Origin of the sequence: Microbacterium sp. LWO14-1.2 (genome assembly GCF_038397715.1) — a bacterium.
Taxonomy (GTDB): domain Bacteria; phylum Actinomycetota; class Actinomycetes; order Actinomycetales; family Microbacteriaceae; genus Microbacterium.
The window spans coordinates 3,407,630-3,429,821 of record NZ_CP151633.1; the positions used below are offsets into that span (position 1 = coordinate 3,407,630).

Sequence of the window (22,192 nt, forward strand, 5' to 3'; positions counted from 1 at the left end):
ATCCGGCCATCACCGGGGAGCTCTCGGAAGAACACTCCGACAGGCTCAGCGCAGGCCGGAGCAAGTAGAACCGAGCGGGGCAGGCCCGTCACAGCCGCAGTGAGAGTGGTCCCGCCGTGAGGCGCGGCACGCGAGGTGGTACCGCGGTCCATCCGGGGAGTGAATCCGGAGGGTCGTCCTCGCAGCAGCATCCGCCACGACTCCTGCGAGACGACATGACCTACCCGCGTTCCTCCTTCGGCCCCGCCGCCGACCAGGCTGCCTCCGTCGCCCCGAGCCCGCGCTTCCCCGAGATCGAGCAGGACGTGCTCGAGTTCTGGAAGCAGGACGACACGTTCCGCGCCTCGATCGAGCAGCGCGAAGGCGCGGACGAGTGGGTGTTCTACGACGGGCCGCCGTTCGCCAACGGCCTCCCGCACTACGGGCACCTGCTGACGGGCTACGCCAAGGACCTGTTCCCGCGGTTCCAGACCATGCTGGGCAAGAAAGTCGACCGCGTCTTCGGCTGGGACACCCACGGACTGCCCGCCGAGCTCGAGGCGATGAAGCAGCTCGGCATCACCGAGAAGAGCGAGATCGAGGCCATGGGCATCGACGTCTTCAACGAGAAGGCGCGCTCCTCGGTGCTGAAGTACACGCACGAGTGGCAGGACTACGTCACGCGCCAGGCGCGCTGGGTCGACTTCGAGCGCGGCTACAAGACGCTCGACCTCGGCTACATGGAGAGCGTGCTCTGGGCGTTCAAGACCCTCTACGACAAGGGTCTCGCCTACGAGGGGTACCGCGTGCTGCCGTACTGCTGGCGCGACGAGACGCCCCTGTCGGCGCACGAGCTGCGCATGGACGACGACGTCTACCAGAACCGTCAGGACCCGTCGGTGACGGTCACGTTCCCGCTCACGGGCGCCAAGGCCGAGGCTCTGGGCCTGACCGCCGTGCGCGCCCTCGCCTGGACGACCACGCCCTGGACGCTCCCGACCAACCTCGCGCTCGCCGTGGGACCCGACATCGAGTACGTCGTGCTCCCTGCGGGTCCCGGTGGTGCCGCCGACGTGCACGCCGCCGCAGGGACCGAGGATGCCGCGGTCGAGGCTTCGGCCCACCGCTACCTGCTCGCTCGCGAGCTGCTCGCCGGCTACGCGAAGGACCTCGGCTACGAGAGCGCGGACGACGCGCTCGCCGCGGTCGACCAGACGGTGCGGGGAGCCGAGCTGCAGGACGTGACCTACGACCGCCTCTTCGACTACTACGCGGATGCCGAGACCTACGGCACCGAGAGCGCGTGGCGCATCCTCGTCGACGACTACGTCACGGTCAGCGACGGCACCGGCATCGTGCACCAGGCCCCTGCCTACGGTGAGGACGACCAGCGGGTCGCCGGTGCCGCCGGCATCCCGACGATCCTGTCGCTCGACGACGGCGGCCGGTTCCTGCCGAACGTCACCGATGTCGCGGGGCAGCTGTGGATGGACGCGAACACGCCGCTCATCCGCCTCCTGCGCGGCGAGGGCCGGCTGCTGCGCGAGCAGAGCTACGTGCACTCCTACCCGCACTGCTGGCGCTGCCGGAACCCCCTGATCTACAAGGCCGTGTCGAGCTGGTTCATCCGCGTGACCGACATCAAGGACGATCTGCTCGCGAACAACGAGCCGATCACCTGGGTGCCGGAGAACGTGAAGCACGGCCAGTTCGGCAAGTGGCTAGAGGGGGCGCGCGACTGGTCGATCAGCCGCAACCGATACTGGGGTTCGCCCATCCCGGTGTGGAAGAGCGACGACCCCGAGTACCCGCGCGTCGACACCTACGGCTCCCTCGAAGAGCTGGAGCGCGACTTCGGCACGCTGCCGCGCAACCCGGAGGGCGAGGTCGACCTGCACAGGCCGTACATCGACGATCTCACCCGGCCGAACCCCGACGACCCCACCGGCAAGAGCACGATGCGCCGCATCGAGGACGTCTTCGACGTGTGGTTCGACTCGGGCTCGATGCCGTACGCCCAGGTGCACTATCCGTTCGAGAACCAGGAGTGGTTCGACTCGCACGCACCGGCCGATTTCATCGTCGAGTACATCGGTCAGACCCGCGGCTGGTTCTACGTCATGCACGTGCTGTCGACCGCGCTGTTCGACCGTCCGGCGTTCACGGGCGTCAGCTGCCACGGCATCGTTCTCGGCAGCGACGGGTACAAGATGTCGAAGTCGTTGCGCAACTACCCGGACGTGTCGGAGGTGCTCGACCGCGACGGCTCGGACGCGATGCGCTGGTTCCTCATGTCGAGCTCGGTCCTGCGCGGCGGCAACCTCGCCGTGACGGAGGAGGGCATCCGCGCCGGAGTGCGCGAGTTCCTCTTGCCGCTGTGGAACTCGTGGTACTTCTTCGCCACCTACGCCAACGCGGCGAAGGACGGCGGGTACGAGGCGTCGTGGCGCACCGACTCCACCGACGTGCTCGACCGGTACATCCTCGCCCGCCTGGGTGACCTCGTGCGCGATGTACGGGCCGACCTCGAGGGTCTCGACTCCACCACGGCGTCCGCCCGCCTGCGCGACTTCGCCGAGGTGCTCACCAACTGGTACATCCGTCGTTCGCGCGACCGGTTCTGGGAGGGGACGGCGACCGCGGCGTTCGACACGCTCTACACGGTTCTCGAGACGCTGTGCCGTGTGGCCGCACCGCTCGTGCCTCTCGTGAGCGAACGCGTCTGGCAGGGGCTCACCGGCGGTCGCAGCGTGCACCTGCAGGACTGGCCGGATGCCGACGCCTTCCCCGCCGCGGACGACATCCGCGATGCGATGGATGCCGTGCGCGAGCTGTCGAGCGTCGGCAACGCGCTGCGCAAGAAGGAGAAGCTGCGCGTCCGTCTGCCGCTCGCGCGCCTCACGGTCGTGTCGCCCCTGGCCGACACGCTCGGTCAGTTCGAGGACATCCTGCGCGAGGAACTCAACGTCAAGTCGGTCGAGCTCGTGCCGCAGTCCGAGACGACGGCTGCGGACTACGGCATCAGCCACCGACTCAGCGTCAACGCACGCGCGGCCGGTCCGCGTCTGGGCAAGAACGTGCAGACGGTGATCAAGGCCGCGAAGGCCGGCGACTGGTCGGAGGCCGATGGCGTCGTGACCGCGGGCGGCATCGCGCTGGAGCCGTCGGAGTACGAGCTCGTGCTGGAGACCTCTGGTCGCCCGGAGGGCGAGGCTCTCGCACTCGTACCGGGCGGCGGCTTCGTGCTGCTCGACACGCAGACCACCCCCGAGCTCGAGGCCGAGGGTCTCGCCCGCGATGCGATCCGTGTCGTGCAGGAGGCCAGGAAGAACGCGGGTCTCGACGTCAGCGACCGTATCGTGCTCGCCCTCAACGCGACGCCCGAGGACGCGGCGGCTCTCACCGCGCACGCCGACCTCATCTCGCGCGAGACGCTCGCGATCGCGTTCGCGGCGCAGGCGACCGACGGCCTCGACGCTGTGGTCGACGGGGTCGAGAGTCCGGGCGACGGCGTCTTCCGGTCGGGGGCGCGAGCTCTCGGCGCTGCGAAGGGTCCGATCATCGTCACGATCGACGCCACGTCCGCGGTGCGCGAGGGAGCAGACGCATGAGTGCTCGCGACAGGGCGGATGCCGTCTACGAGACCCTGCTGAGCCGGGCCGGCGAACGCTGGGTGCAGCCGCGCAAGGAGCGCACGGCTCGCGTGCTCGAGCTGCTCGACGACCCGCAGCGCACGTACCGCGTGGTGCACATCACCGGGACCAACGGCAAGACGTCGACGGCCCGCATGATCGAGAGCCTGCTGCGTGCCCACGGGTTGCGCACGGGGCTCTTCACGAGCCCGCACCTGGAGCGGTTCACCGAGCGGATCATGATCGACGGCGAGCCCATCGCCGACGAGGCGGTGGCTGATGCCTGGGACGAGATCGAGCCGTTCGTCGGCATCGTCGACGCCGAGCTCGACGCCGCGGGCGAGGAGCCGCTCACCTTCTTCGAGCTGCTCACGGTGCTCGCCTTCGTCGCGGTGGCCGACGCGCCTGTCGACGTGCTGGTGCTCGAGGTCGGCATGGGAGGGGAGTGGGACTCGACGAACACGGCCGACGGCGACGTGGCGGTCTTCGCGCCCATCGACATCGACCACGCCGACCGGCTCGGCGCCACGATCCCCGAGATCGCGCAGGTCAAGGCGGGCATCATCAAGGAGGGCGCAGCCGTGGTCTCGGCGCAGCAGTCCGAGGCGGCGACCGAGGTGCTGCGCCGGGTGGCGGGGGAGCGCAACGCCACGATCGCCTTCGAGGGCGATGACTTCGGCCTCGTGGAGCAGAAGCTGGCCGTGGGCGGTCAGCTCATCACGATCCGCGGCCTCGCCGGGAACTACGTCGAGGAGTATCTGCCCCAGTACGGCGCGCACCAGGGGCACAACGCGGCTCTCGCGCTGGCCGCCGTCGAGTCGCTGATCGGGGGAGCGCAGCAGCGGATCGCCGACGACATCGTCTCGGAGGGACTCCAGGGCGCCACCTCGCCCGGACGCCTCCAGCTGCTGGGCATCGCCCCTACGGTGATCGTCGACGCAGCTCACAACCCGCACGGTGCGGCCGCCCTCGCTCAGGCGATGGACGACAGCTTCGACTTCGACGAGTGGGGTGTCGTGCTCGGCATCCTGGCCGACAAGGACGCCGCGGGCATCGTGGCGCGTCTCGCCCCGGTCGCCGCGCACGTCTTCGCCACCGCGCCGGAGTCCGACCGGGCGAGCGACGCCGACAGCATCGCCGACCTCGTCGAGGCGACCGGCAACCGCGCGACCGTGCACCGGACGCTGGCGGATGCCGCAGACGCCGCTCGCGAGTGGGCCGCGTCGTCCGACCGGCGTGCCGTCGTGATCGCCGGATCCGTCGTGCTCGCCGGCGAGGCGATCGCCCTCGCCGAGGAGGAGGACTGGAAGTCGGGGTGGCGCGCGTGAGCGCGGACTCCGCCCCGGCGCGCAGGCAGCGTGCGCCGCGACCGCCTCGCACTCTCGTGCAGAAGCTCGCTCCGATCGTGCTCGGCTTCGAGTCGATCGTGGTGTTCCTCGCGGGGCTCACGATCTTCGGCCTCAAGACGCTGCCCCCCGGCATCCCGCAGTGGTGGGGGATCGTCGGTGGCGGCATCGTCGGCCTCGCCTGCATCGCCCTCGCCGGCCTCATCACGAAGCCGTGGGCGATCACCGCAGGGTGGGTCATCCAGGTCGTGATCGCCCTGTCGGCGATCCTCGTGCCGGCGATCCTGCTCGTCGTGCTGATTTTCGGCGGCATGTGGGCGTATGCGACGATCATGGGGGCCCGCCTGGACGCACGACGCCCCGACGGATCCGCCACCGAGACTCAGACAGAGAGTGAATGACATGGCCACCGAAGAAACCCTCGTCCTCGTCAAGCCCGACGGTGTCGCCCGCGGCCTCACCGGCGCGATCCTGGCGCGCATCGAAGCGAAGGGCTACGCGCTCGTCGACATCCGTCTCGTCGAGCCCGACCGCGACCTCCTCGCCGCCCACTATGCCGAGCACGAGGGCAAGCCGTTCTATGAGCCGCTGCTCGAGTTCATGCTGTCCGGCCCGTCGGTCGCGATCCGCCTCGCCGGCAACCGCGTGATCGAGGGCTTCCGCTCGCTCGCCGGCACGACCGACCCGACCACCGCCGCCCCCGGGACGATCCGCGGCGACTTCGGGCGCGACTGGGGTCTCAAAGTGCAGCAGAACCTCGTGCACGGCTCCGACAGCCCGGAGTCCGCGGCCCGGGAGCTCGGCATCTGGTTCGACTGAGTCAGTGCACGACGAAGCCCGCCGCACCTCGGGTGCGGCGGGCTTCGTCGTGTCGGCGGTGGATCAGAGGATCATGCCGATGACCTCGCCGAGGAGGTCGAGACCGCGCAGCTGCGCGAGAAGGATGATGACAGCGAACGCGAGGACGGTCGCGAGAGGCACCCAGGCCATGAGGCTGTTGGCGCGCGCCTTGACCTTCTCATTGCTCGTGAAGGTGCCGTTCCGGGTGAGATGCACCATGGTCGCGAAGAACGTCGGGATCGTGACCGACCAGGTCAGCATGCACCAGGGGCACAGCACGCCGAGGTTGGGGGCGTAGAGGCTCTGCCAGATCAGCCAGCAGACGAGGCCGAACGCGAATGTGACGCCGACGCCGAACGCGGCCCAGAACCACCGGGGGAATCGGGCACCGGCGAGGATCGCGACACCGACGACCAGGGGAGCGATCCAGAGGCTCAGGCCGATCAGGGGGTTGGGAAATCCGAAGATCTCTCCCTGCCAGGATCCGAGGTTCTTGCCGCACTGGATCATCACGCTGACGTTGCAGCTGAGCTCGGCGTCGGGATTCTCGAGCTGGATGAACTTGTCGATGGTGAGCTGGAAGGCGGCGAACCAGCCGATGACGCTCGCGATGATCAGCCAGACGGCGTAGACGACGGGGCGGGTGCGCTGCTCGCTCATATGTGGATTATCACAGCGATCGCTATGGATCGGGCGTGAGGCGACCGGAGAATATCGAACTCCGGCGCGGGAGGGGCCGTCGATGCCGCGTTCGCGGCCACTTGGTGCGATAATGGCCTGTGATGCACCGCTCGACCCCGTCGTAGCACGCATCGACGCAGACTTCGGGGCCGTATGCCCCTCGCGACCAGAGCCCAGAGCCGGTCGCACACCGAATGAGTTCGCGACACCCCGGTGCCGCATGAGAATTCGCGGAGCACCCGGTGCACCGCGCGAGGAGTACGCCAGAGATGGCCGACGAGAACAATGAACATGACGCCCCTACCCTCGACTTCCCTGCGGATGCTGACGCATCAGCCGCAGTGATCGCGGAGACTCCCGAGGAGTCGCCCGCGGAGGAGACGCCCGCCGAGGACACGGTGGTCGAGATGGACGCCGCGCCCGCCGCTGCTGACGAAGCTGCTGCGCAGGATGCCCCGGATGCCGAGGGATCCCCGGCTGCCGAAGAGGCTCCTGCCGCGGAGGAGAGCCCCGCTGCGGAAGAGGCTCCGGCCGCCGCCGAGGCTCCTGCTGCCGACGAGGCTCCCGTTGTCGAGCAGGCTCCGGACGCCGCCGAGCCGGAGGCGTCCGAGCCCGAGGAGCCGGCGAACCCCGCCCCGGTCACGGCGGTCTCGCTGGGACTGCTCCCCGAGGTCTTCGTGTCGCAGGTCTCGACGCGTCTGCACTTCTATGCTCCCGAGATCGTGCCGCTGCCCGCCCGTCCCGGTCGTGACCGCGGCTTCGAGCGAGACCTGGACCGCGACGGCGACGAGTCGTCGTCGGGTCGACGCGGCCGCCGCCGCCGCGGTGGCTCGGACGAGGGCGACCAGCGCGACGAGCCCCGCCAGCCGCGCCAGCGCGTCGTCGAGTACATCACCGAGCCGAAGGCGATCAAGGGATCGACGCGTCTCGAGGCCAAGAAGCAGCGCCGCCGTGACGGCCGCGATGCGGGCCGTCGTCGTCCGGTGGTCACCGAGGCCGAGTTCCTCGCGCGCCGCGAGTCGGTCGACCGGAAGATGGTCGTGCGGGCCAAGAACGGTCGCACCCAGATCGGCGTCCTCGAAGATGGCGTGCTCGTCGAGCACTACGTCGCCCGCAATCAGGACGCGTCGCTGATCGGCAACGTCTACCTCGGTCGCGTGCAGAACGTGCTGCCGAGCATGGAGGCGGCGTTCGTCGACATCGGTCGCGGTCGCAACGCCGTGCTCTACTCCGGCGAGGTCGACTGGGACGGCGTCGAGACGGGCAACCAGCCTCGTCGCATCGAGCTCGCCCTCAAGGCCGGCGACCGCGTTCTCGTGCAGGTCACGAAGGACCCCGTCGGGCACAAGGGCGCTCGCCTGACGAGTCAGATCTCGCTCCCCGGTCGCTACCTCGTGTACGTGCCGGGCGGATCGATGAACGGCATCAGCCGCAAGCTCCCCGACAACGAGCGCGCGCGTCTCAAGCGCATCCTCAAGGAGGTGCTGCCCGAGTCGTCCGGCGTCATCGTGCGCACGGCGGCCGAGGGGGCCACCGAGGAGCAGCTGACCCGCGACGTGCAGCGCCTCACCACGCAGTGGGAGCACATCCGCAAGCAGGTCGAGAGCCAGCAGGCCCCCGCGCTGCTGCACGCCGAGCCCGACCTCCTGGTCAAGATCGTCCGCGACGTCTTCAACGAGGACTTCACGAAGATGCTCATCCAGGGCGAGGACGCACAGCGCACGATCCGCGCCTACCTCGAGAGCGTCGCGCCTGACCTCCTCGAGCGTGTCGAGACCTACGAGGACGAGGTCGACCCGTTCGACGCGTTCCGCATCACCGAGCAGATCGAGAAGGCGCTCGACCGCAAGGTGTGGCTGCCGTCCGGCGGCTCGCTCGTGATCGACCGGACCGAGGCCATGACCGTGGTCGACGTCAACACCGGCAAGTTCGTCGGCTCCGGCGGGAACCTCGAGGAGACCGTCACGAAGAACAACCTCGAGGCCGCCGAGGAGATCGTCCGCCAGCTGCGTCTGCGCGACATCGGCGGCATCATCGTCGTCGACTTCATCGACATGGTCCTCGAGTCGAACCGCGACCTCGTGCTGCGCCGCCTCATCGAGTGCCTCAGCCGCGACCGGACGAAGCACCAGGTCGCCGAGGTCACCTCGCTCGGACTCGTGCAGATGACCCGCAAGAAGCTCGGTCTCGGCCTGCTCGAGACGTTCAGTGAGGCGTGCGAGGTGTGCGCCGGCCGAGGTGTGATCGTGCACCACGACCCGGTCGTCAAGCACCGCTCGAACGGGAACGGCAACGGGAACGGCAACGGCAGCGCGTCGTCGAACAACCGTCGTCAGCGCGGCGGCAACGGCCAGGGCCAGAGCCCCGCGCCCGCGACCGGGACGACCCACAGCATCCCGGAGGGTGCCAAGTCGGCGCTGGCGCAGATCGCCGCATCGACCCGCACCCCTGCCGTCGACGTCGTCGCGGATGCTCCGGCCGAGGTCGGCACGGATGCCGCTGCCGCGCCGCAGGAGCGCCCCAAGAAGCCCCGCAAGAAGCGCGGCTCGGAGCGCAAGGGGCCGAAGTCGCCCGCCGAGCAGTTGCTCGACTCGGTGCTCGACGCCCTTCCGGAGCCGAAGGCACCTGGTCAGGGTCGTGGACGCCGACGTGTGACGACCGCTGCTCTCACCGGCACCCCCGTGTCGGTGAACTCCGACTCAGCGGGTCCGGTCGCGTCCTCGGACGCGGAGTCCTGACGCGATCAGCCGTGTGACGAGCTCCTTGCCGCCGACGTGCTGAGCGCCGGCGGCGATGAGTCGCGGCAGCGCGTCCTCCGGCACGTCGTAGTGGTCGAGGTCGAAGGCCCGGCTGGGGAGTTCCTGGGCGCGCGCGAAGGCGTGCAGCTCGTCGAGGCTCTCGTCGCTGACCAGGTGCGCCCACAGTCGTCCGTGGGCGGGCCAGACGGGGTCGTCGACGAGGATGGTCATCCCGCCAGCCTAGAGCCGGACACGCACCCCGCGACGTTTTGCCTCCGTGTCCGGCATCCGGTAAAGTAGTCCCTTGGTGCGCATGCCGCGTCGTCCTCGACGGTCGGAGCGGAGAGTCTTGCAGTCGCACCCGTCGCCCCGCGACGCATGCAAGCAACAGTCTTCCCGTGAGATTCTCGGAGCCCCGAGCTCCCCAACGAAACAGGTATGAAGTGGTTTACGCAGTAGTGCGCGCCGGTGGGCGGCAGGAGAAGGTCGAGGTCGGCACGATCGTTCAGCTCGACCGTGTTCAGGCTGCTCAGGGCGAGAAGATCGAGCTGGCCGCCGTGCTGCTCGTCGACGGCGCCACGGTGACCACCGACGCTGACCAGCTCGCGAAGGTCAAGGTCACGGCTGAGGTGCTCGGCAACCTCCGCGGTCCGAAGATCGTCATCCAGAAGTACAAGAACAAGACCGGCTACAAGAAGCGTCAGGGCCACCGCCAGGAGCTCACGCGCGTCAAGATCACCGGCATCAAGTAAGACCGAGGAGACCAGGACATGGCACACAAAAAGGGCGCAAGCTCCACCCGCAACGGTCGTGACTCCAACGCACAGCGACTGGGCGTCAAGCGCTTCGGCGGTCAGCAGGTCCTCGCCGGCGAGATCATCGTCCGTCAGCGCGGCACCCACTTCCACCCCGGCGTGAACGTCGGCCGTGGTGGCGACGACACGCTGTTCGCTCTGGCCGCCGGCGCGGTCGAGTTCGGCGCGAAGGGCGGCCGCAAGGTCGTCAACATCGTCGCCGCTGCTGAGTGATCACAGCACGACAGTAGACATCCGAATCGGGGCGGGCTTCGGCCCGCCCCGATTCTCTTTTGCAGGGAGAGAGACATGGTCACCTTCGTCGACACCGTGACGCTGCATCTGCGCGCGGGCAAGGGCGGCAACGGCTGTGTCTCCGTCCACCGCGAGAAGTTCAAGCCGCTCGGCGGACCCGACGGCGGCAACGGCGGCGACGGCGGCGACATCGTGCTCGTCGCCGACCCGCAGACGGGCACGCTGCTCTCGTACCACCACTCTCCCCACCGCAGCTCCGGCAACGGCGGCCCCGGCATGGGCGACCACCGCGCGGGCTTCATGGGCGAGGATCTCGTCCTCCCCGTGCCCGTCGGCACCGTCGTGAAGAATTCCGCGGGCGACGTGCTGATCGACATGATCGAGCCGGGGGAGCGCTTCGTCGTCGCGCAGGGCGGTCAGGGCGGTCTCGGCAACGCGGCTCTCGCGACCCCGAAGCGCAAGGCCCCGGGCTTCGCTCTCCTCGGCACACCCGGGCACGAGGGCGATGTCATCCTCGAGCTCAAGACGGTCGCCGACGTCGCGCTGGTGGGATACCCGTCGGCCGGCAAGTCGAGCCTGATCGGCGCGATCTCCGCCGCCCGCCCGAAGATCGCCGACTACCCCTTCACCACGCTGCACCCCAACCTCGGTGTCGTGCAGCAGGGCGACTTCCGCTACACCGTCGCCGATGTCCCCGGTCTCATCGAGGGTGCGAGCGAGGGGCGCGGTCTGGGGCTGGAGTTCCTCCGCCACGTCGAGCGGTGCTCCGCACTCCTGCACGTCCTCGACTGCGCCACGCTCGAGCCGGGACGCGACCCGATCTCCGACCTCGACGTCATCCTCGCCGAGCTCGCGGCCTACGAGGTGCCCGAGGGGCAGACGCCGCTGCTCGAGCGCCCGCAGCTCGTCGCGCTGAACAAGGTCGACGTGCCCGAGGCGCGTGATCTCGCCGACCTCGTACGCCCCGACCTGGAGGCCCGCGGTTTCCGCGTGTTCGACATCTCCACCGTCTCGCACGAAGGGCTCCGTCCCCTGACCTTCGCGCTCGGTGAGATCGTCGAGCAGCACCGTGCAGAGCAGGCCGCGGCCGCGCCGGTCCGCGAGCGCGTCGTGATCAAGCCCAAGGGATCGCAGAAGGACTTCACGATCCGGGTCGAGGGCGGCACCTACGGCAACGTGTACCGCATCATCGGCGAGAAGCCCGTGCGCTGGGTGCAGCAGACCGACTTCCAGAACGAGGAGGCCGTCGGGTACCTCGCCGACCGCCTCGAGAAGCTGGGCGTCGAGGACGAGCTCTTCCGGCTGGGCGCCGTGCAGGGCTCGACCGTGGTCATCGGCGAGGGCGACAGCATCGTGTTCGACTGGGAGCCGACCATGTCGTCGGCCGCGGAGCTCATGACGGCACCGCGCGGCACCGACCCGCGTCTCGCTCCCAATGGTCGCCGCACCACCTCGGAGCGGCGCGAGCAGTACTACGAGCGGATGGATGCCAGGGCCGTGGCCCGGGCGGAGGCGGAGGAACGCCGTCTCGCGACGCGCGAGGACGACGCGTGACAGCTCGCACGAGGGCGGACCTCGCGACCGCTTCGCGGATCGTCGTGAAGGTCGGCTCGTCGTCGATCAGCGGGGAGGCGTCGTGGCGCATCCCCGTGCTCGTCGAGGCACTGGCTGCCGCGCACGGGCGCGGCGCCGAGGTCATCCTCGTCTCCTCGGGGGCGATCGCCACCGGCATCCCGTTTCTGCGCCTCGACGCCCGGCCGACCGACCTGGCGACTCAGCAGGCCGCCGCGGCCGTCGGCCAGAACATCCTCGTGTACCGGTATCAGGAGGCACTGCGCCCGTTCGACATCGTCGCCGGTCAGGTGCTGCTCACCACCGGCGACCTGGAGAACCCGACGTCGCGCAGCAATGCCCGTCGCGCGATGGAGCGCCTGCTCGGGCTCCGCATCCTGCCCATCGTGAACGAGAACGACACCGTCGCGACGCAGGAGATCAGGTTCGGCGACAACGACAGGCTCGGCGCTCTCGTGGCTCAACTCACGCAGGCCGATGCGCTGGTGCTGCTGAGCGACATCGAGTCCCTGTACACGCGTCCGCCGTCCGACCCCCGGGCCGAGCCGATCGATGTCGTCGCTCCGGACGCCGACCTCTCAGGACTCGAGTTCGGATCGACCGTCGTCAACAGCGTCGGCACCGGGGGAGCGGCGACCAAGGTCTCGGCTGCGCGGCTCGCCGCGGCATCCGGCATCGGAGTGCTCGTGACGAGCGCCGACCTCGTCGGACAGGCCCTGGCAGGCGAGGAAATAGGCACCTGGTTCGAGCCGGCGCTCTCTTAGACTGGGCGGATGACCGACCAGACCCCGCAGGTGCGCCTCGAGCGCGCCAAGGAGGCGTCCCGCGCCACCGCCGCGCTGACCAGCGATGACAAGGCCCGCGCGCTCGAAGCGATCGCGGCGGCCCTCGAGGCGAACTCCGCGACGATCATCGCGGCGAACACCCGCGACATCGAGCGCGGTCAGGCCGATGGAATCGGTGACTCGCTGATCGACCGCCTGCGCCTCGACGACAAGCGGGTCGCCGCCCTCGCAGCCGCCGTGCGCGAGGTCGCCGCCCTCCCCGACCCGGTGGGCCGGGTCGTCGGCGGGCATCGGATGCCGAACGGCGTCGCGCTCGAGCAGGTGCGCGTGCCCTTCGGGGTCGTCGGCGCCATCTACGAGGCCCGGCCGAACGTGACGGTCGACATCGCTGCACTCGCTCTCCGGTCGGGCAACGCCGCGGTGCTCCGTGGGGGCAGCGCCGCGCGCGACTCGAACACCGTGCTCGTCGAGGTCATGCGTGATGCCCTGGCAGAGGTCGGCATCACCCCTGAGGCGATCCAGACGGTCGACGACTTCGGCCGCGATGGCGCGAAGGCGCTCATGCACGGCCGCGGCTTCATCGACGTGCTCGTGCCGCGTGGCAGCGCAGGGCTCATCGAGACCGTGGTCACGGAGTCGACGGTGCCGGTGATCGAGACCGGGGCGGGCAACGTGCACATCGTGCTCGACGAGAGCGCTCCGGATGACTGGGCGCGCGACATCGTCGTGAACGCCAAGGTGCAGCGTCCGAGCGTCTGCAACGCGGTGGAGACCGTGCTCGTGCACCGTCAGGCCGCGCCTCGGCTCGTGCCCCTCGTCGCCAGCGCTCTGCAGAGCGAGGGCGTCGCGATCCACGGTGACGACATCGTCGCCGGCCTCGTCTCGAACGTGATCCCCGCGACCGAGGAGGACTGGGCCACCGAGTACCTGAGCCTCGACATCGCCATCAAGGTCGTCGACACGCTCGACGACGCACTCGACCACATCCGTCGTTACAGCACAGGGCACACCGAGTCGATCGTGACGACCGACTCCCGCAACGCCGAGCGGTTCCTGGCCGAGGTCGATTCCGCTGTCGTGATGGCGAACACATCGACGCGCTTCACCGACGGCGGCGAGTTCGGGTTCGGCGCCGAGGTCGGCATCTCGACGCAGAAGCTGCACACCCGCGGTCCCATGGGACTCGCCGAGCTGACCAGCACGAAGTGGCTGGCGCGTGGGGCCGGGCAGACTCGCGGCTGAGGGCTAGACTAGGTGGCGCTGCGGCGCTACGAGCGCCCACCCGCCAGCCACGAAACGGAGCAAGGATGAACCTCGTCGCACAGATCGCGATGGCCGCCGCCCAGACCGAGCACCACGGAAACGTCGCTCTCGAGACCATCATCTTCGGCGTGATCGCCGCGATCGTGTTCGCGTTCCTCGCGCTCGTCACGCTGTCGTACAAGAACGTCGCCAACCGCCACTCGGCCAAGGCCGAGGCCTGGGCCGCCAGGCATGGCAAGGACGGACACGAGGCAGGGCACGGCCACTAGTCCCGTATGACTGACACGACCTCGCGCCCCGCGCGCATCGGTGTGATGGGTGGAACGTTCGACCCCATCCACCACGGACACCTCGTCGCCGCGAGCGAGGTCGCGCACTCCTTCGGGCTCGACGAGGTCGTCTTCGTCCCCACCGGTCACCCCTGGCAGAAGTCGGACGTCACCCCCAGCGAGCATCGCTACCTGATGACGGTGATCGCGACGGCCTCGAACCCGCAGTTCACGGTGAGCCGCGTCGACATCGATCGCGAGGGGCCCACCTACACGATCGACACGCTGCGGGATCTCAAGAAGGCGCGGCCGGATGCCGAGCTCTTCTTCATCACCGGGGCCGACGCCGTGGCGCAAATTCTCAGTTGGAGGGACCATGATGAACTGTGGGAACTGGCCCATTTCGTCGCGGTCTCCCGCCCAGGTCACATCCTGAGCACCGACGGCCTCCCGAGCGACGACGTCAGCCAGCTGGAGGTGCCTGCGCTGTCGATCTCCTCGACCGCCTGCCGCGCGCGGGTACGCGAGGGGGAGCCGGTCTGGTATCTCGTTCCCGACGGAGTCGTTCAGTACATCGCGAAGCATCATCTGTATCGGAGCAAGGCATGAGTACATCGGATCAGCCCGAGCAGGGCCCGCTGACACGAAAGCAGCTGCGGGAGCTCCGACTGACGGGTTCCACGCCGGTCATCACGCCCGACGAGGCCGCAGCCGCTGCTGCGGCGACCCCGGCCGCCCCCGCCGAGCCCGCTCCGGCACCGGAGCAGGCGGCCGCACCGGAGCAGACGGCGGCACCGGAGCAGACGGAGTCCGAAGGCGAGGACACCGGCGAGACGCGTCTTACCCGCCGCCAGGTGCGCGAGCGCATCCGCACGGCATCCGCGCCGGTCGTCGACGGCGAGCAGCCCGACGCAGAGCAGGCCGACGGCGAGCAGGCCGACGCAGAGCAGACCGCGTCCGCCGATGAGGATGCCGCCGGCTCCGCCGCTCCCGACCAGGCCCCCCATGAGGACGAGTCCGTCGTGACGGCTGTCCCGGTCTTCGCGCCGCCCGCACCGTCCGAGGAACAGGATTCGTCGTCGGACGACGACGACGAGGTCGACGAGGAGCTCACGGTGCTCCCGGTCAGCGCTGCCGCGAGTGTCGACTCGGTCGGCGTCGTGCCGCTCGTGCCGGCATCCGTGGAGCCTGAGGAGGCGCCCGCCGACACCGGCTCGAACGAGCCCCAGGACGACGAGGACCCCGTCGCGGCCGTCGCAGCCCTGGGAATCGAGGTCGAGACGGAGCCCGAGAACGACGACGATGACGACGCGGAGGACGACGTGCTCGCGGACGTCGACGACGCGGACGACGTCGTGGTCCCCGAGGGGGAGCGCCCGACCGTCAACTCGGCCTTCGGCAGCGGTGTGCTCGGCAGTGAGCCGGAGCCGCAGAAGCCGTTCGCCCCGTCGTTCGACGAGCTTCTCACGGTCGGCGACTCGACCGGGTCGCACCGCGCTCCGAACACCCTGATCTTCACACCGAGCCCCGGCGAGGGCTCCCTGTCCGGTCCCGTGGCCTCGACCGGCGAGATCCTCGTCACCGGGTCCTACGAGCTGCCGAAGGGGCTCGGATCACAGGGCCACGCCCACGGCACCACCGACGGCAAAGACGTCGACGCCGTCCTCATCGACGGGGAGCTGCCCCCGGCATCCTCTCCCACCCCGATCGCGGCGAGCTCCGCGATCAGCACCATCAAGCCCGCCGGAGAGGTCATCCGTCCCCCGGCGCCCGAGAAGGGCAACCGGCTCATGATCATCCTCGCGATCGTGGCGGGTGGTCTCGCCCTCGCGGTCGGGGTCGCCGTCGTGATCGCCATCACCACGAATGTCTTCTGATGCAATCACCTGAAACCGCCGAAGAGATGCTGCAGATCGCAGCAGAGGCCGCTGTCTCGAAGGGTGGCGAGGATCTCGTCGCCCTGAACGTGTCGGAGCCGCTGCCGCTCGTCGACATCTTCCTGCTCGTCACAGGCAACAGCGAGCGCAACGTCGCCGCGATCGCCGACGAGGTCGAGGATCGCCTGATCGAAGCCGGACACAAGCGCGTGCGCCGGGAGGGTCGCGCGGAAGCGCGCTGGGTCCTGCTCGACTTCGGCGACCTGATCGTGCACGTCTTCCACCAGGAGGAGCGGGTCTACTACGGACTCGAGCGCCTGTGGAAGGACTGCCCGGTCATCCCGATCGAGCTGGCCGAGCCCGCCGACCGCAGCTGACATGCCCACCCACCTGGTGACGGGTGCCGGTTCGGGCATCGGTGCGGTCGTCGCACAGCGCCTGCTGGCGCGCGGAGACGACGTGATCGTGCTCGCACGGGATGCGGGCCGCGCCCGGGAGATGACGGCAGCGCTTCCCGAGGCGACCGCGCTCGTCGGAGATCTCGCCCAGCCCGGTCGCCTCTCGTGGGCGTTCTCGAAGCAGCCACTGCCCGAGCGCATCGACTCGCTGATCCACGTCGCGGGGGTCGTCGACCTCGGGTCCGTGGCCGACCTGCCGCCCTCGCTGTGGGAGCAGCAGCTCGCCGTGAACCTCGTCGGTCCGGCGGAGCTGACCAGGCTGCTGCTGCCCGTGCTGCGGGTCTCGCGCGGACGGGTGATCTTCGTCAACTCGGGAGCGGGGCTGCACGCTCATGCCGGCTGGGGCGCGTACGCGGCATCCAAGCACGGGCTGCGCGCGCTGGCCGACGCACTCCGGGCGGAGGAGGCGGAGCACGGCGTGCTCGTGAGCTCGATCTACCCCGGGCGCACGGCGACGCCGATGCAGGAGCGCGTGCACCAGCAGGAGGGGCGGGAGTACGACGCCGAGCGCTTCATCACGCCGGAGAGCGTCGCGACGACCATCCTCACCGCGCTCGACCTGCCGTCCGACGCGGCTCTGACAGACCTCACCGTCCGGCCTGCTCGCTGACCCGTCTGCCGTCGATCGGTGCGGTTGTCAAGGGGCTCGGTTCTCTTCGTCGTGCCAGAGATGATCTCCGCGGGGAGAGAGTCTTGGAGGACTGTCACATGAATGGAGATCCGGAGCCGAGATACGTGCTCAACCGCATCACCCCGTCGGAATGGGTGATCAACGACCGCCGGTACGCCGAGAACGACCCTCGCTACGTCGTGGCGTGCGTGTACGAGTACGCGGAGACGGAGGTGGAGGTCGTGTGGTTGCGTGATCTCCCTCTGGCGATCCGCTACTCCACCGCGTACGACGTGCTGGAAGACGTCTCGCGGGTGCAGGACTCGAGCAGGGCGACGCGTCCGATCGCCATCCCGCACCTGCCGCCGCTGCTGGCGACCTGAGCGCCCCTCTTCGCGCAGGGGGCCGACCACTGCCGGTCGGCCCCGCTCAGGCGCTGAGGCGAGTCCGCCGCGCCAGCATCCCGCGATCGGCCCTGGTCTGCGGGGGGATCGCCGACAGCAGGGACCGCGTGTACGGGTGGGTGGGGCTGCGGTAGACCGTCTCGGTGTCGCCGACCTCGACCATGTCGCCGAGGTACATCACGGCCACGCGGTCGGCGATGTGGCGCACGAGCGACAGGTCGTGCGCGATGAACACGATCGACATGCCGAGGCGCTCGCGTAGATCGCACAGCAGGTCGATGATCTGCGCGCGGATCGAGACGTCCAGCGCCGAGACCGGCTCGTCGCAGACCAGCACATCGGGATCGAGGGCCAGGGCCCGCGCGATGCCGATGCGCTGTCGCTGGCCGCCGGAGAACTGGTGGGGGAAGCGCGAACCCATGTCCGGTGACAGTCCCACGAGCTCGAGCAGCTCCGCGACGCGCTCTCGGCGGCTCGCCGCCGTGCCGGTGCCCGTGGCCGCGAGCGGCTCGGCGATGAGCTGCTGCACCGTCATCCGGGGATTCAGGGACTGATAGGGATCCTGGAAGACCATCTGCACGCCCTTGCGCAGCGTCTTGCGGTCCTGAAGGCGACCACGGGTGACGTCGCTGTCGCGATACACGAGGGTCCCGGCGTCGGGGGAGTCCAGGCCCACCAGCATCCTGGCGAGAGTGGACTTGCCGCTGCCCGACTCGCCCACGATCGCGAGGATCTCGCCGCTGCGCAGCTCCAGGTCCACGCCGGCCACGGCGGCGACGCGGTGCGCGCGACGGCCGCTGCCCGAACGGAACGTCCGCTCGACGGCGGTCGCCCGCAGGATCGGCGCCGAGGCGTCGTCCTGGACGGCAGCGCTCACGTCCTTCGGCATCGAGTCGAGCAGCTGCGTGGTGTACGGATGCTGCGGTGCGGTGAGCACGTCGTCGGCGCTGCCCGACTCCACGATGCGGCCGTGGCGCATGACGGCGACGCTGTCCGCCACCTCCATGACGACGCCGAGGTCGTGCGTGATGAGCAGGATGCCCATGCCCAGCCGGTCGCGCAGGGAGAGCAGCAGATCGAGGATCTGCGCCTGCACCGTGACGTCGAGCGCCGTGGTGGGCTCGTCGGCGATGACGAGATCGGGATCGAGGGCGATCGCCATGGCGATGAGGATGCGCTGCCGCTGTCCTCCGGAGAACTGGTGCGGGTAGTCGTGCACGCGCTTCTCGGGCGTGGGGATGCCGACGAGGGTGAGGAGCTCGACCGCCCGAGCGCGGGCGTCACGGCGCGACATGCGGCGGTGGGCGCGGAGGAGGTCGCCGATCTGATCGCCGATGCTCAGCACAGGGTTGAGGGCCGACAGGGCGTCCTGCATCACGAGGCTGACCTTGACGCCGCGCAGGCGTCGATGCTGCTCGGGGGAGAGGGTCAGCAGGTCGGTGCCGCCGAGCGCGAGCCTGTCGGCGTGCACCTCTCCCTCGTCGATGAGCCCCATGATCGCGCGGGCGGTCATCGACTTGCCCGAGCCGGATTCGCCGAGCAGCGCGAAGACCTCGCCGCGGCGCACCGAGAGGTCGATGCCGTCGACGACGCGGTTGGTCCTGCCGTCTCCGGTGAGAGTGACGGTGAGTCCGGCGACCTCGAGCACGGTGCCGTCTCCGGGTGCAGACGTGTTCTCCATGGACACATCATGCCACCAGATCCGACCCGAAATGTTTCGAACAGGAAACATTTCAGCCGAATTTTCTCAAAGTAGTTGACACCAGCGCCGAAATCATCGAGATTCGAGGAAATCTCTCTTCGTCGGACGGGAGAGGCATCCCGCATCACCGAAACGAAGGAGCATTCGTGCTCGAACAAGCTGACCGCTATGACGGCTACACCGCCTACGAGTACCTCGAAGCGGGCAAGGACTACCGCGAGTTCCGCTACGCCAAGCAGATCGGCCGCGTCCCCGCCTACGAGGGCCTCGAGCTCACCGACGCGCAGAAGGAGCGCACCGAGCGCCTGCTGCGCGAGGAGACCGTGATCTCGCTGCACGAGCACGTGCAGGTCTTCCCCGAGGACATGGGTGAGCTGCGCGACCACATCCGCCAGGGCCGCGAACCCACCGGCTACCAGGGCCTCGCGCGCTCCGGCCTCACCGCTGTCTTCGACAACGGCATGGACGGCACCTGCTGCATCTCGAGCGACGCCGGCTGGAAGTACCAGGACGTGCTGTTCGACCTGGGCGTGCGCATGGCCGACCTCGCCCATCAGGACTTTGTCATCAAGGCCGAGTCGATCAAGGACATCCGCTACGCGGCCGAGACCGGACGCGTCGCGCACATCTTCGCGCTCGAGGCGTCGACGATGATCGAGAACGAGGTCGACCGGCTCGACGTGCTCTACGGCTTCGGCGTGCGCCAGATGGGCATCGCGTACTCCGAGGCGAACATGCTCGGCGGCGGGCTCAAGGAGCGCGGCGACGGGGGCCTCACCTACTTCGGCGAGCGCGCTGTGGAGCGCATGAACAAGCTCGGCATCGCGATCGACATCTCCCACTCGGGCGACCAGACGTGCCTCGACGTGATCGCGCACTCCACGAAGCCCGTCTTCATCACGCACGCCGGCGCGCGGGGTCTGTGGCCCACGAACCGCATGAAGACCGACGAGACGATCATCGAGTGCGCGAAGCGCGGTGGCGTCATCGGCATCGAGGCCGCGCCGCACACGACGATCTCGCCGCAGCATCCGAAGCACTCGCTGGAGTCGGTCATGGACCACTTCCAGTACTGCGTCGACCTCGTCGGCCTGGAGCACGTGAGCTTCGGGCCCGACACACTGTTCGGCGACCACGTCGGACTGCACGACGCGTTCTCGTCGAACCTCTCCCTCGGCCAGGCCCACGCCAACGTCGAGTACGAGAAGCAGCCGTACGTCGACGGGATCGAGAACCCCGCAGAGGCGTTCTACAACATCATCGGCTGGCTCGTGAAGCACGACTACTCCGACGACGAGATCCGCGCGGTCGTCGGCGGGAACACCATGCGCGTACTCGAGGAGGTCTGGGTCTGATGAAGCACAAGAGATACCTCGCCCTCGGTGCGGCCGCGGCACTCGCCGTGAGCCTCACCGCGTGCGCCCCATCCGCTCCGGAGCCGGGGGAGTCGTCCTCCAGCACCGGGCCGAGCGACGAGACGCTCAGCATCGGGACGACGACGGACGTCGTCAACTTCAACCCGGTGCTCGGCAACAGCCGCACGGACTCGTGGATCACCAATCTGATGTACCCGCACCTGCTGAGCATCAGCGAGGACGGGACGAAGGAGGAGCACGTCGCCACCGACTGGGGCTACGTGGACGACACCACCGGGTTCTACGAGATCCGCGACGACCTGACGTGGAGCGACGGCGAGCCGTTGACCGCCGAGGATGTGGCGTGGACGCTGAACGCGGTCAAGCGCGACCAGGCGCCCGGGACGTTCTACGGTCAGCTCGGCAACCTCGACACGGCCACGGCGGTGTCGGACACGCGTGTCGAGCTCACGCTCACCCAGCCAGACTCGTCGATCATCGACGAGATCGGCTTCTGGGGCGTGGTCGTCCCGCAGCATGTGTTCGAGCCGCAGGGATCGATCGCCGAGTTCGCGAACGACGGAAGCGACGGAGGGTGGGTCGGCATGGGGCCGTTCATCCTCGACGACTTCCAGGTCGGGCAGCACTACACGCTGAAGCGCGTCGAGGACTACCCGCTCGTCGACGGCGGGGTGCCGGGACCGGCCGAGGTGGTCTACCGCGTGTACCCCGACGTGAACACCGAGATCCTCGCTCTGCAGAGCGGTGAGATCGACGTGATCGCGAACGCGCTGCCGCCGGCGCAGGTCGAGCAGCTCAGCAACTCGAGCGGGCTGCAGGTCATCGAAGCCCCGGGCCTCGGATACGCCCACCTCGTCTACAACATGGAGAAGCCCGACCTCGCGAAGACCGAGGTGCGGCAGGCGCTCGCCCATGCGGTCGACTACGAGGCGATCCGCACGGTCGTGCTGCAGGGCCAGGCGGTGTCGACGGGCTCCAGCGCCCTCATGCCCGTGCTCGCCAAGTACTACGACGACTCCGTGGAGGAGTACGAGTTCGATCCGGAGAAGGCGCGCTCGCTCATGGAGGAGGCCGGGTACACGGCTGACGCCGACGGCGTCTTCCCGATCTCCTTTCGGCTGATCTACTCGCTGCAGGACAGTGTGACGAGCCAATGGGCGCAGCTGGTGAAGGACACGGCGGCGGAGGCCGGCATCACGATCGAGCTGCAAGGCACCGAGCGGAACACGTACCTCGCGATGACCAACGCGGGCGACTACGACATCTACGCCGGCAACTTCGCGATCATGGACGACCCCGTCACGAACTTCGCGCTGTCGTACCTCCCCGGAGGAGCGATCAACTACACCCACGTCGACGACCCCGAGCTCAACGCCCTGATCGAGGAGGGCATGGTCACGTTCGACGAGGACGAGAAGATCTCGATCATGCGCGAGGCGAACAAGATCGTGCACGAGCAGGTCTACGACAACATCATGTACACGCAGAACCTCTTCTTCGCAGCCAGCGACGAATGGGCCGGCTTCATCTCGAAGCCGAGCGAACTGCTCTCGATCGTGAACCCGCTCTCGCTCGCGAGCGCGCACCCGGTCGAGTAACAACCCCCACTCT

Annotated in this window: 21 protein-coding genes; 18 read left to right on the plus strand and 3 right to left on the minus strand. The window is 69.0% G+C overall.

The genetic code is table 11. From position 1 onward, the window contains the following. Positions 1–215: 215 nt before the first annotated feature. From ileS to ndk, 4 genes are read left to right on the plus strand one after another with little or no spacing between them, the layout of a single operon-like run. Positions 216–3,590 (plus strand): isoleucine--tRNA ligase, encoded by a 3,375-nt coding sequence (ileS, locus tag MRBLWO14_RS16425; protein WP_341934147.1) that lies wholly within the window; start codon positions 216–218, stop codon positions 3,588–3,590. Then, positions 3,587–4,939 (plus strand): folylpolyglutamate synthase/dihydrofolate synthase family protein, encoded by a 1,353-nt coding sequence (locus MRBLWO14_RS16430; RefSeq protein WP_341934148.1) that lies wholly within the window; start codon positions 3,587–3,589, stop codon positions 4,937–4,939. The genes ileS and MRBLWO14_RS16430 overlap by 4 nt, the downstream gene beginning before the upstream one ends. Next, positions 4,936–5,358 carry a DUF4233 domain-containing protein gene (locus tag MRBLWO14_RS16435; RefSeq protein ID WP_341934149.1) on the plus strand — a complete coding sequence of 141 codons (423 nt, stop codon included), beginning with the start codon at positions 4,936–4,938 and terminating at the stop codon, positions 5,356–5,358. Before MRBLWO14_RS16430 ends, MRBLWO14_RS16435 begins: the two co-directional genes overlap by 4 nt. Before the next feature lies 1 nt (position 5,359). After that, on the plus strand, positions 5,360–5,776 hold the full coding sequence (gene ndk, locus MRBLWO14_RS16440; protein ID WP_067120383.1) for a nucleoside-diphosphate kinase: 417 nt from the start codon (positions 5,360–5,362) through the stop codon (positions 5,774–5,776). Positions 5,777–5,839: 63 nt separating this feature from the next. Here the strand turns inward: ndk and MRBLWO14_RS16445 are convergent, their stop codons facing one another. Then, positions 5,840–6,457 carry a vitamin K epoxide reductase family protein gene (locus MRBLWO14_RS16445; RefSeq protein ID WP_341934150.1) on the minus strand — a complete coding sequence of 206 codons (618 nt, stop codon included), beginning with the start codon at positions 6,455–6,457 and terminating at the stop codon, positions 5,840–5,842. A gap of 290 nt (positions 6,458–6,747) precedes the next feature. Here MRBLWO14_RS16445 and MRBLWO14_RS16450 point away from each other — a divergent pair, with 290 nt between their 5' ends. Further along, positions 6,748–9,216: an Rne/Rng family ribonuclease gene (locus MRBLWO14_RS16450; RefSeq protein ID WP_341934151.1), complete on the plus strand. Its 2,469-nt coding sequence runs from the start codon at positions 6,748–6,750 to the stop codon at positions 9,214–9,216. On the opposite strand, the gene MRBLWO14_RS16455 is transcribed toward MRBLWO14_RS16450, so the two are convergent. Further along, positions 9,178–9,447, minus strand: a complete 270-nt coding sequence (locus MRBLWO14_RS16455; RefSeq protein ID WP_341934152.1) for a DUF4031 domain-containing protein — start codon at positions 9,445–9,447, stop codon at positions 9,178–9,180. The genes MRBLWO14_RS16450 and MRBLWO14_RS16455 overlap by 39 nt on opposite strands. 212 nt (positions 9,448–9,659) lie before the next feature. Here MRBLWO14_RS16455 and rplU point away from each other — a divergent pair, with 212 nt between their 5' ends. The 11 genes from rplU to MRBLWO14_RS16510 all read left to right on the plus strand — a co-directional run bounded on the left by rplU (position 9,660) and on the right by MRBLWO14_RS16510 (position 17,482). Continuing rightward, entirely contained in the window at positions 9,660–9,968 is a 309-nt protein-coding gene (gene rplU, locus MRBLWO14_RS16460) for a 50S ribosomal protein L21 (protein ID WP_179297631.1), read from the plus strand. A gap of 18 nt (positions 9,969–9,986) precedes the next feature. Continuing rightward, a complete protein-coding gene (gene rpmA / locus MRBLWO14_RS16465; protein ID WP_017202370.1) occupies positions 9,987–10,244 on the plus strand; it encodes a 50S ribosomal protein L27 in 258 nt (85 codons plus the stop codon). A 75-nt stretch (positions 10,245–10,319) separates the two neighbouring features. Further along, complete coding sequence (gene obgE / locus MRBLWO14_RS16470) at positions 10,320–11,819, plus strand: GTPase ObgE (RefSeq protein WP_341934153.1); 1,500 nt, start codon at positions 10,320–10,322, stop codon at positions 11,817–11,819. Continuing rightward, positions 11,816–12,601, plus strand: a complete 786-nt coding sequence (proB, locus tag MRBLWO14_RS16475; protein WP_341934154.1) for a glutamate 5-kinase — start codon at positions 11,816–11,818, stop codon at positions 12,599–12,601. Before obgE ends, proB begins: the two co-directional genes overlap by 4 nt. A gap of 9 nt (positions 12,602–12,610) precedes the next feature. Continuing rightward, positions 12,611–13,864 carry a glutamate-5-semialdehyde dehydrogenase gene (locus MRBLWO14_RS16480; protein WP_341934155.1) on the plus strand — a complete coding sequence of 418 codons (1,254 nt, stop codon included), beginning with the start codon at positions 12,611–12,613 and terminating at the stop codon, positions 13,862–13,864. Between the two features lie 65 nt (positions 13,865–13,929). Then, positions 13,930–14,154: a hypothetical protein gene (locus MRBLWO14_RS16485; protein WP_341934156.1), complete on the plus strand. Its 225-nt coding sequence runs from the start codon at positions 13,930–13,932 to the stop codon at positions 14,152–14,154. Positions 14,155–14,160: 6 nt separating this feature from the next. Then, positions 14,161–14,763, plus strand: coding sequence for a nicotinate-nucleotide adenylyltransferase (gene nadD / locus MRBLWO14_RS16490; RefSeq protein ID WP_096715584.1), 603 nt, complete (start codon positions 14,161–14,163; stop codon positions 14,761–14,763). Beyond that, the gene (locus tag MRBLWO14_RS16495) at positions 14,760–16,031 is read left to right on the plus strand and encodes a hypothetical protein (RefSeq protein WP_341934157.1); all 1,272 of its coding nucleotides are present in this window, start codon (positions 14,760–14,762) and stop codon (positions 16,029–16,031) included. Before nadD ends, MRBLWO14_RS16495 begins: the two co-directional genes overlap by 4 nt. Further along, entirely contained in the window at positions 16,031–16,408 is a 378-nt protein-coding gene (rsfS, locus tag MRBLWO14_RS16500; RefSeq protein WP_341934158.1) for a ribosome silencing factor, read from the plus strand. The genes MRBLWO14_RS16495 and rsfS overlap by 1 nt, the downstream gene beginning before the upstream one ends. Position 16,409: 1 nt before the next feature. Continuing rightward, a complete protein-coding gene (locus MRBLWO14_RS16505) occupies positions 16,410–17,099 on the plus strand; it encodes an SDR family oxidoreductase (protein ID WP_341934159.1) in 690 nt (229 codons plus the stop codon). 98 nt (positions 17,100–17,197) lie between these two features. After that, the gene (locus tag MRBLWO14_RS16510; RefSeq protein ID WP_096715580.1) at positions 17,198–17,482 is read left to right on the plus strand and encodes a hypothetical protein; all 285 of its coding nucleotides are present in this window, start codon (positions 17,198–17,200) and stop codon (positions 17,480–17,482) included. Between the two features lie 46 nt (positions 17,483–17,528). On the opposite strand, the gene MRBLWO14_RS16515 is transcribed toward MRBLWO14_RS16510, so the two are convergent. Then, the gene (locus MRBLWO14_RS16515; RefSeq protein ID WP_341934160.1) at positions 17,529–19,184 is read right to left on the minus strand and encodes an ABC transporter ATP-binding protein; all 1,656 of its coding nucleotides are present in this window, start codon (positions 19,182–19,184) and stop codon (positions 17,529–17,531) included. Between the two features lie 167 nt (positions 19,185–19,351). Between MRBLWO14_RS16515 and MRBLWO14_RS16520 the strand changes: the two genes are divergently transcribed. After that, positions 19,352–20,560, plus strand: coding sequence for a membrane dipeptidase (locus MRBLWO14_RS16520; RefSeq protein ID WP_251588690.1), 1,209 nt, complete (start codon positions 19,352–19,354; stop codon positions 20,558–20,560). Beyond that, positions 20,560–22,179 carry an ABC transporter substrate-binding protein gene (locus MRBLWO14_RS16525; RefSeq protein ID WP_341934161.1) on the plus strand — a complete coding sequence of 540 codons (1,620 nt, stop codon included), beginning with the start codon at positions 20,560–20,562 and terminating at the stop codon, positions 22,177–22,179. Before MRBLWO14_RS16520 ends, MRBLWO14_RS16525 begins: the two co-directional genes overlap by 1 nt. Positions 22,180–22,192 lie beyond the last annotated feature (13 nt).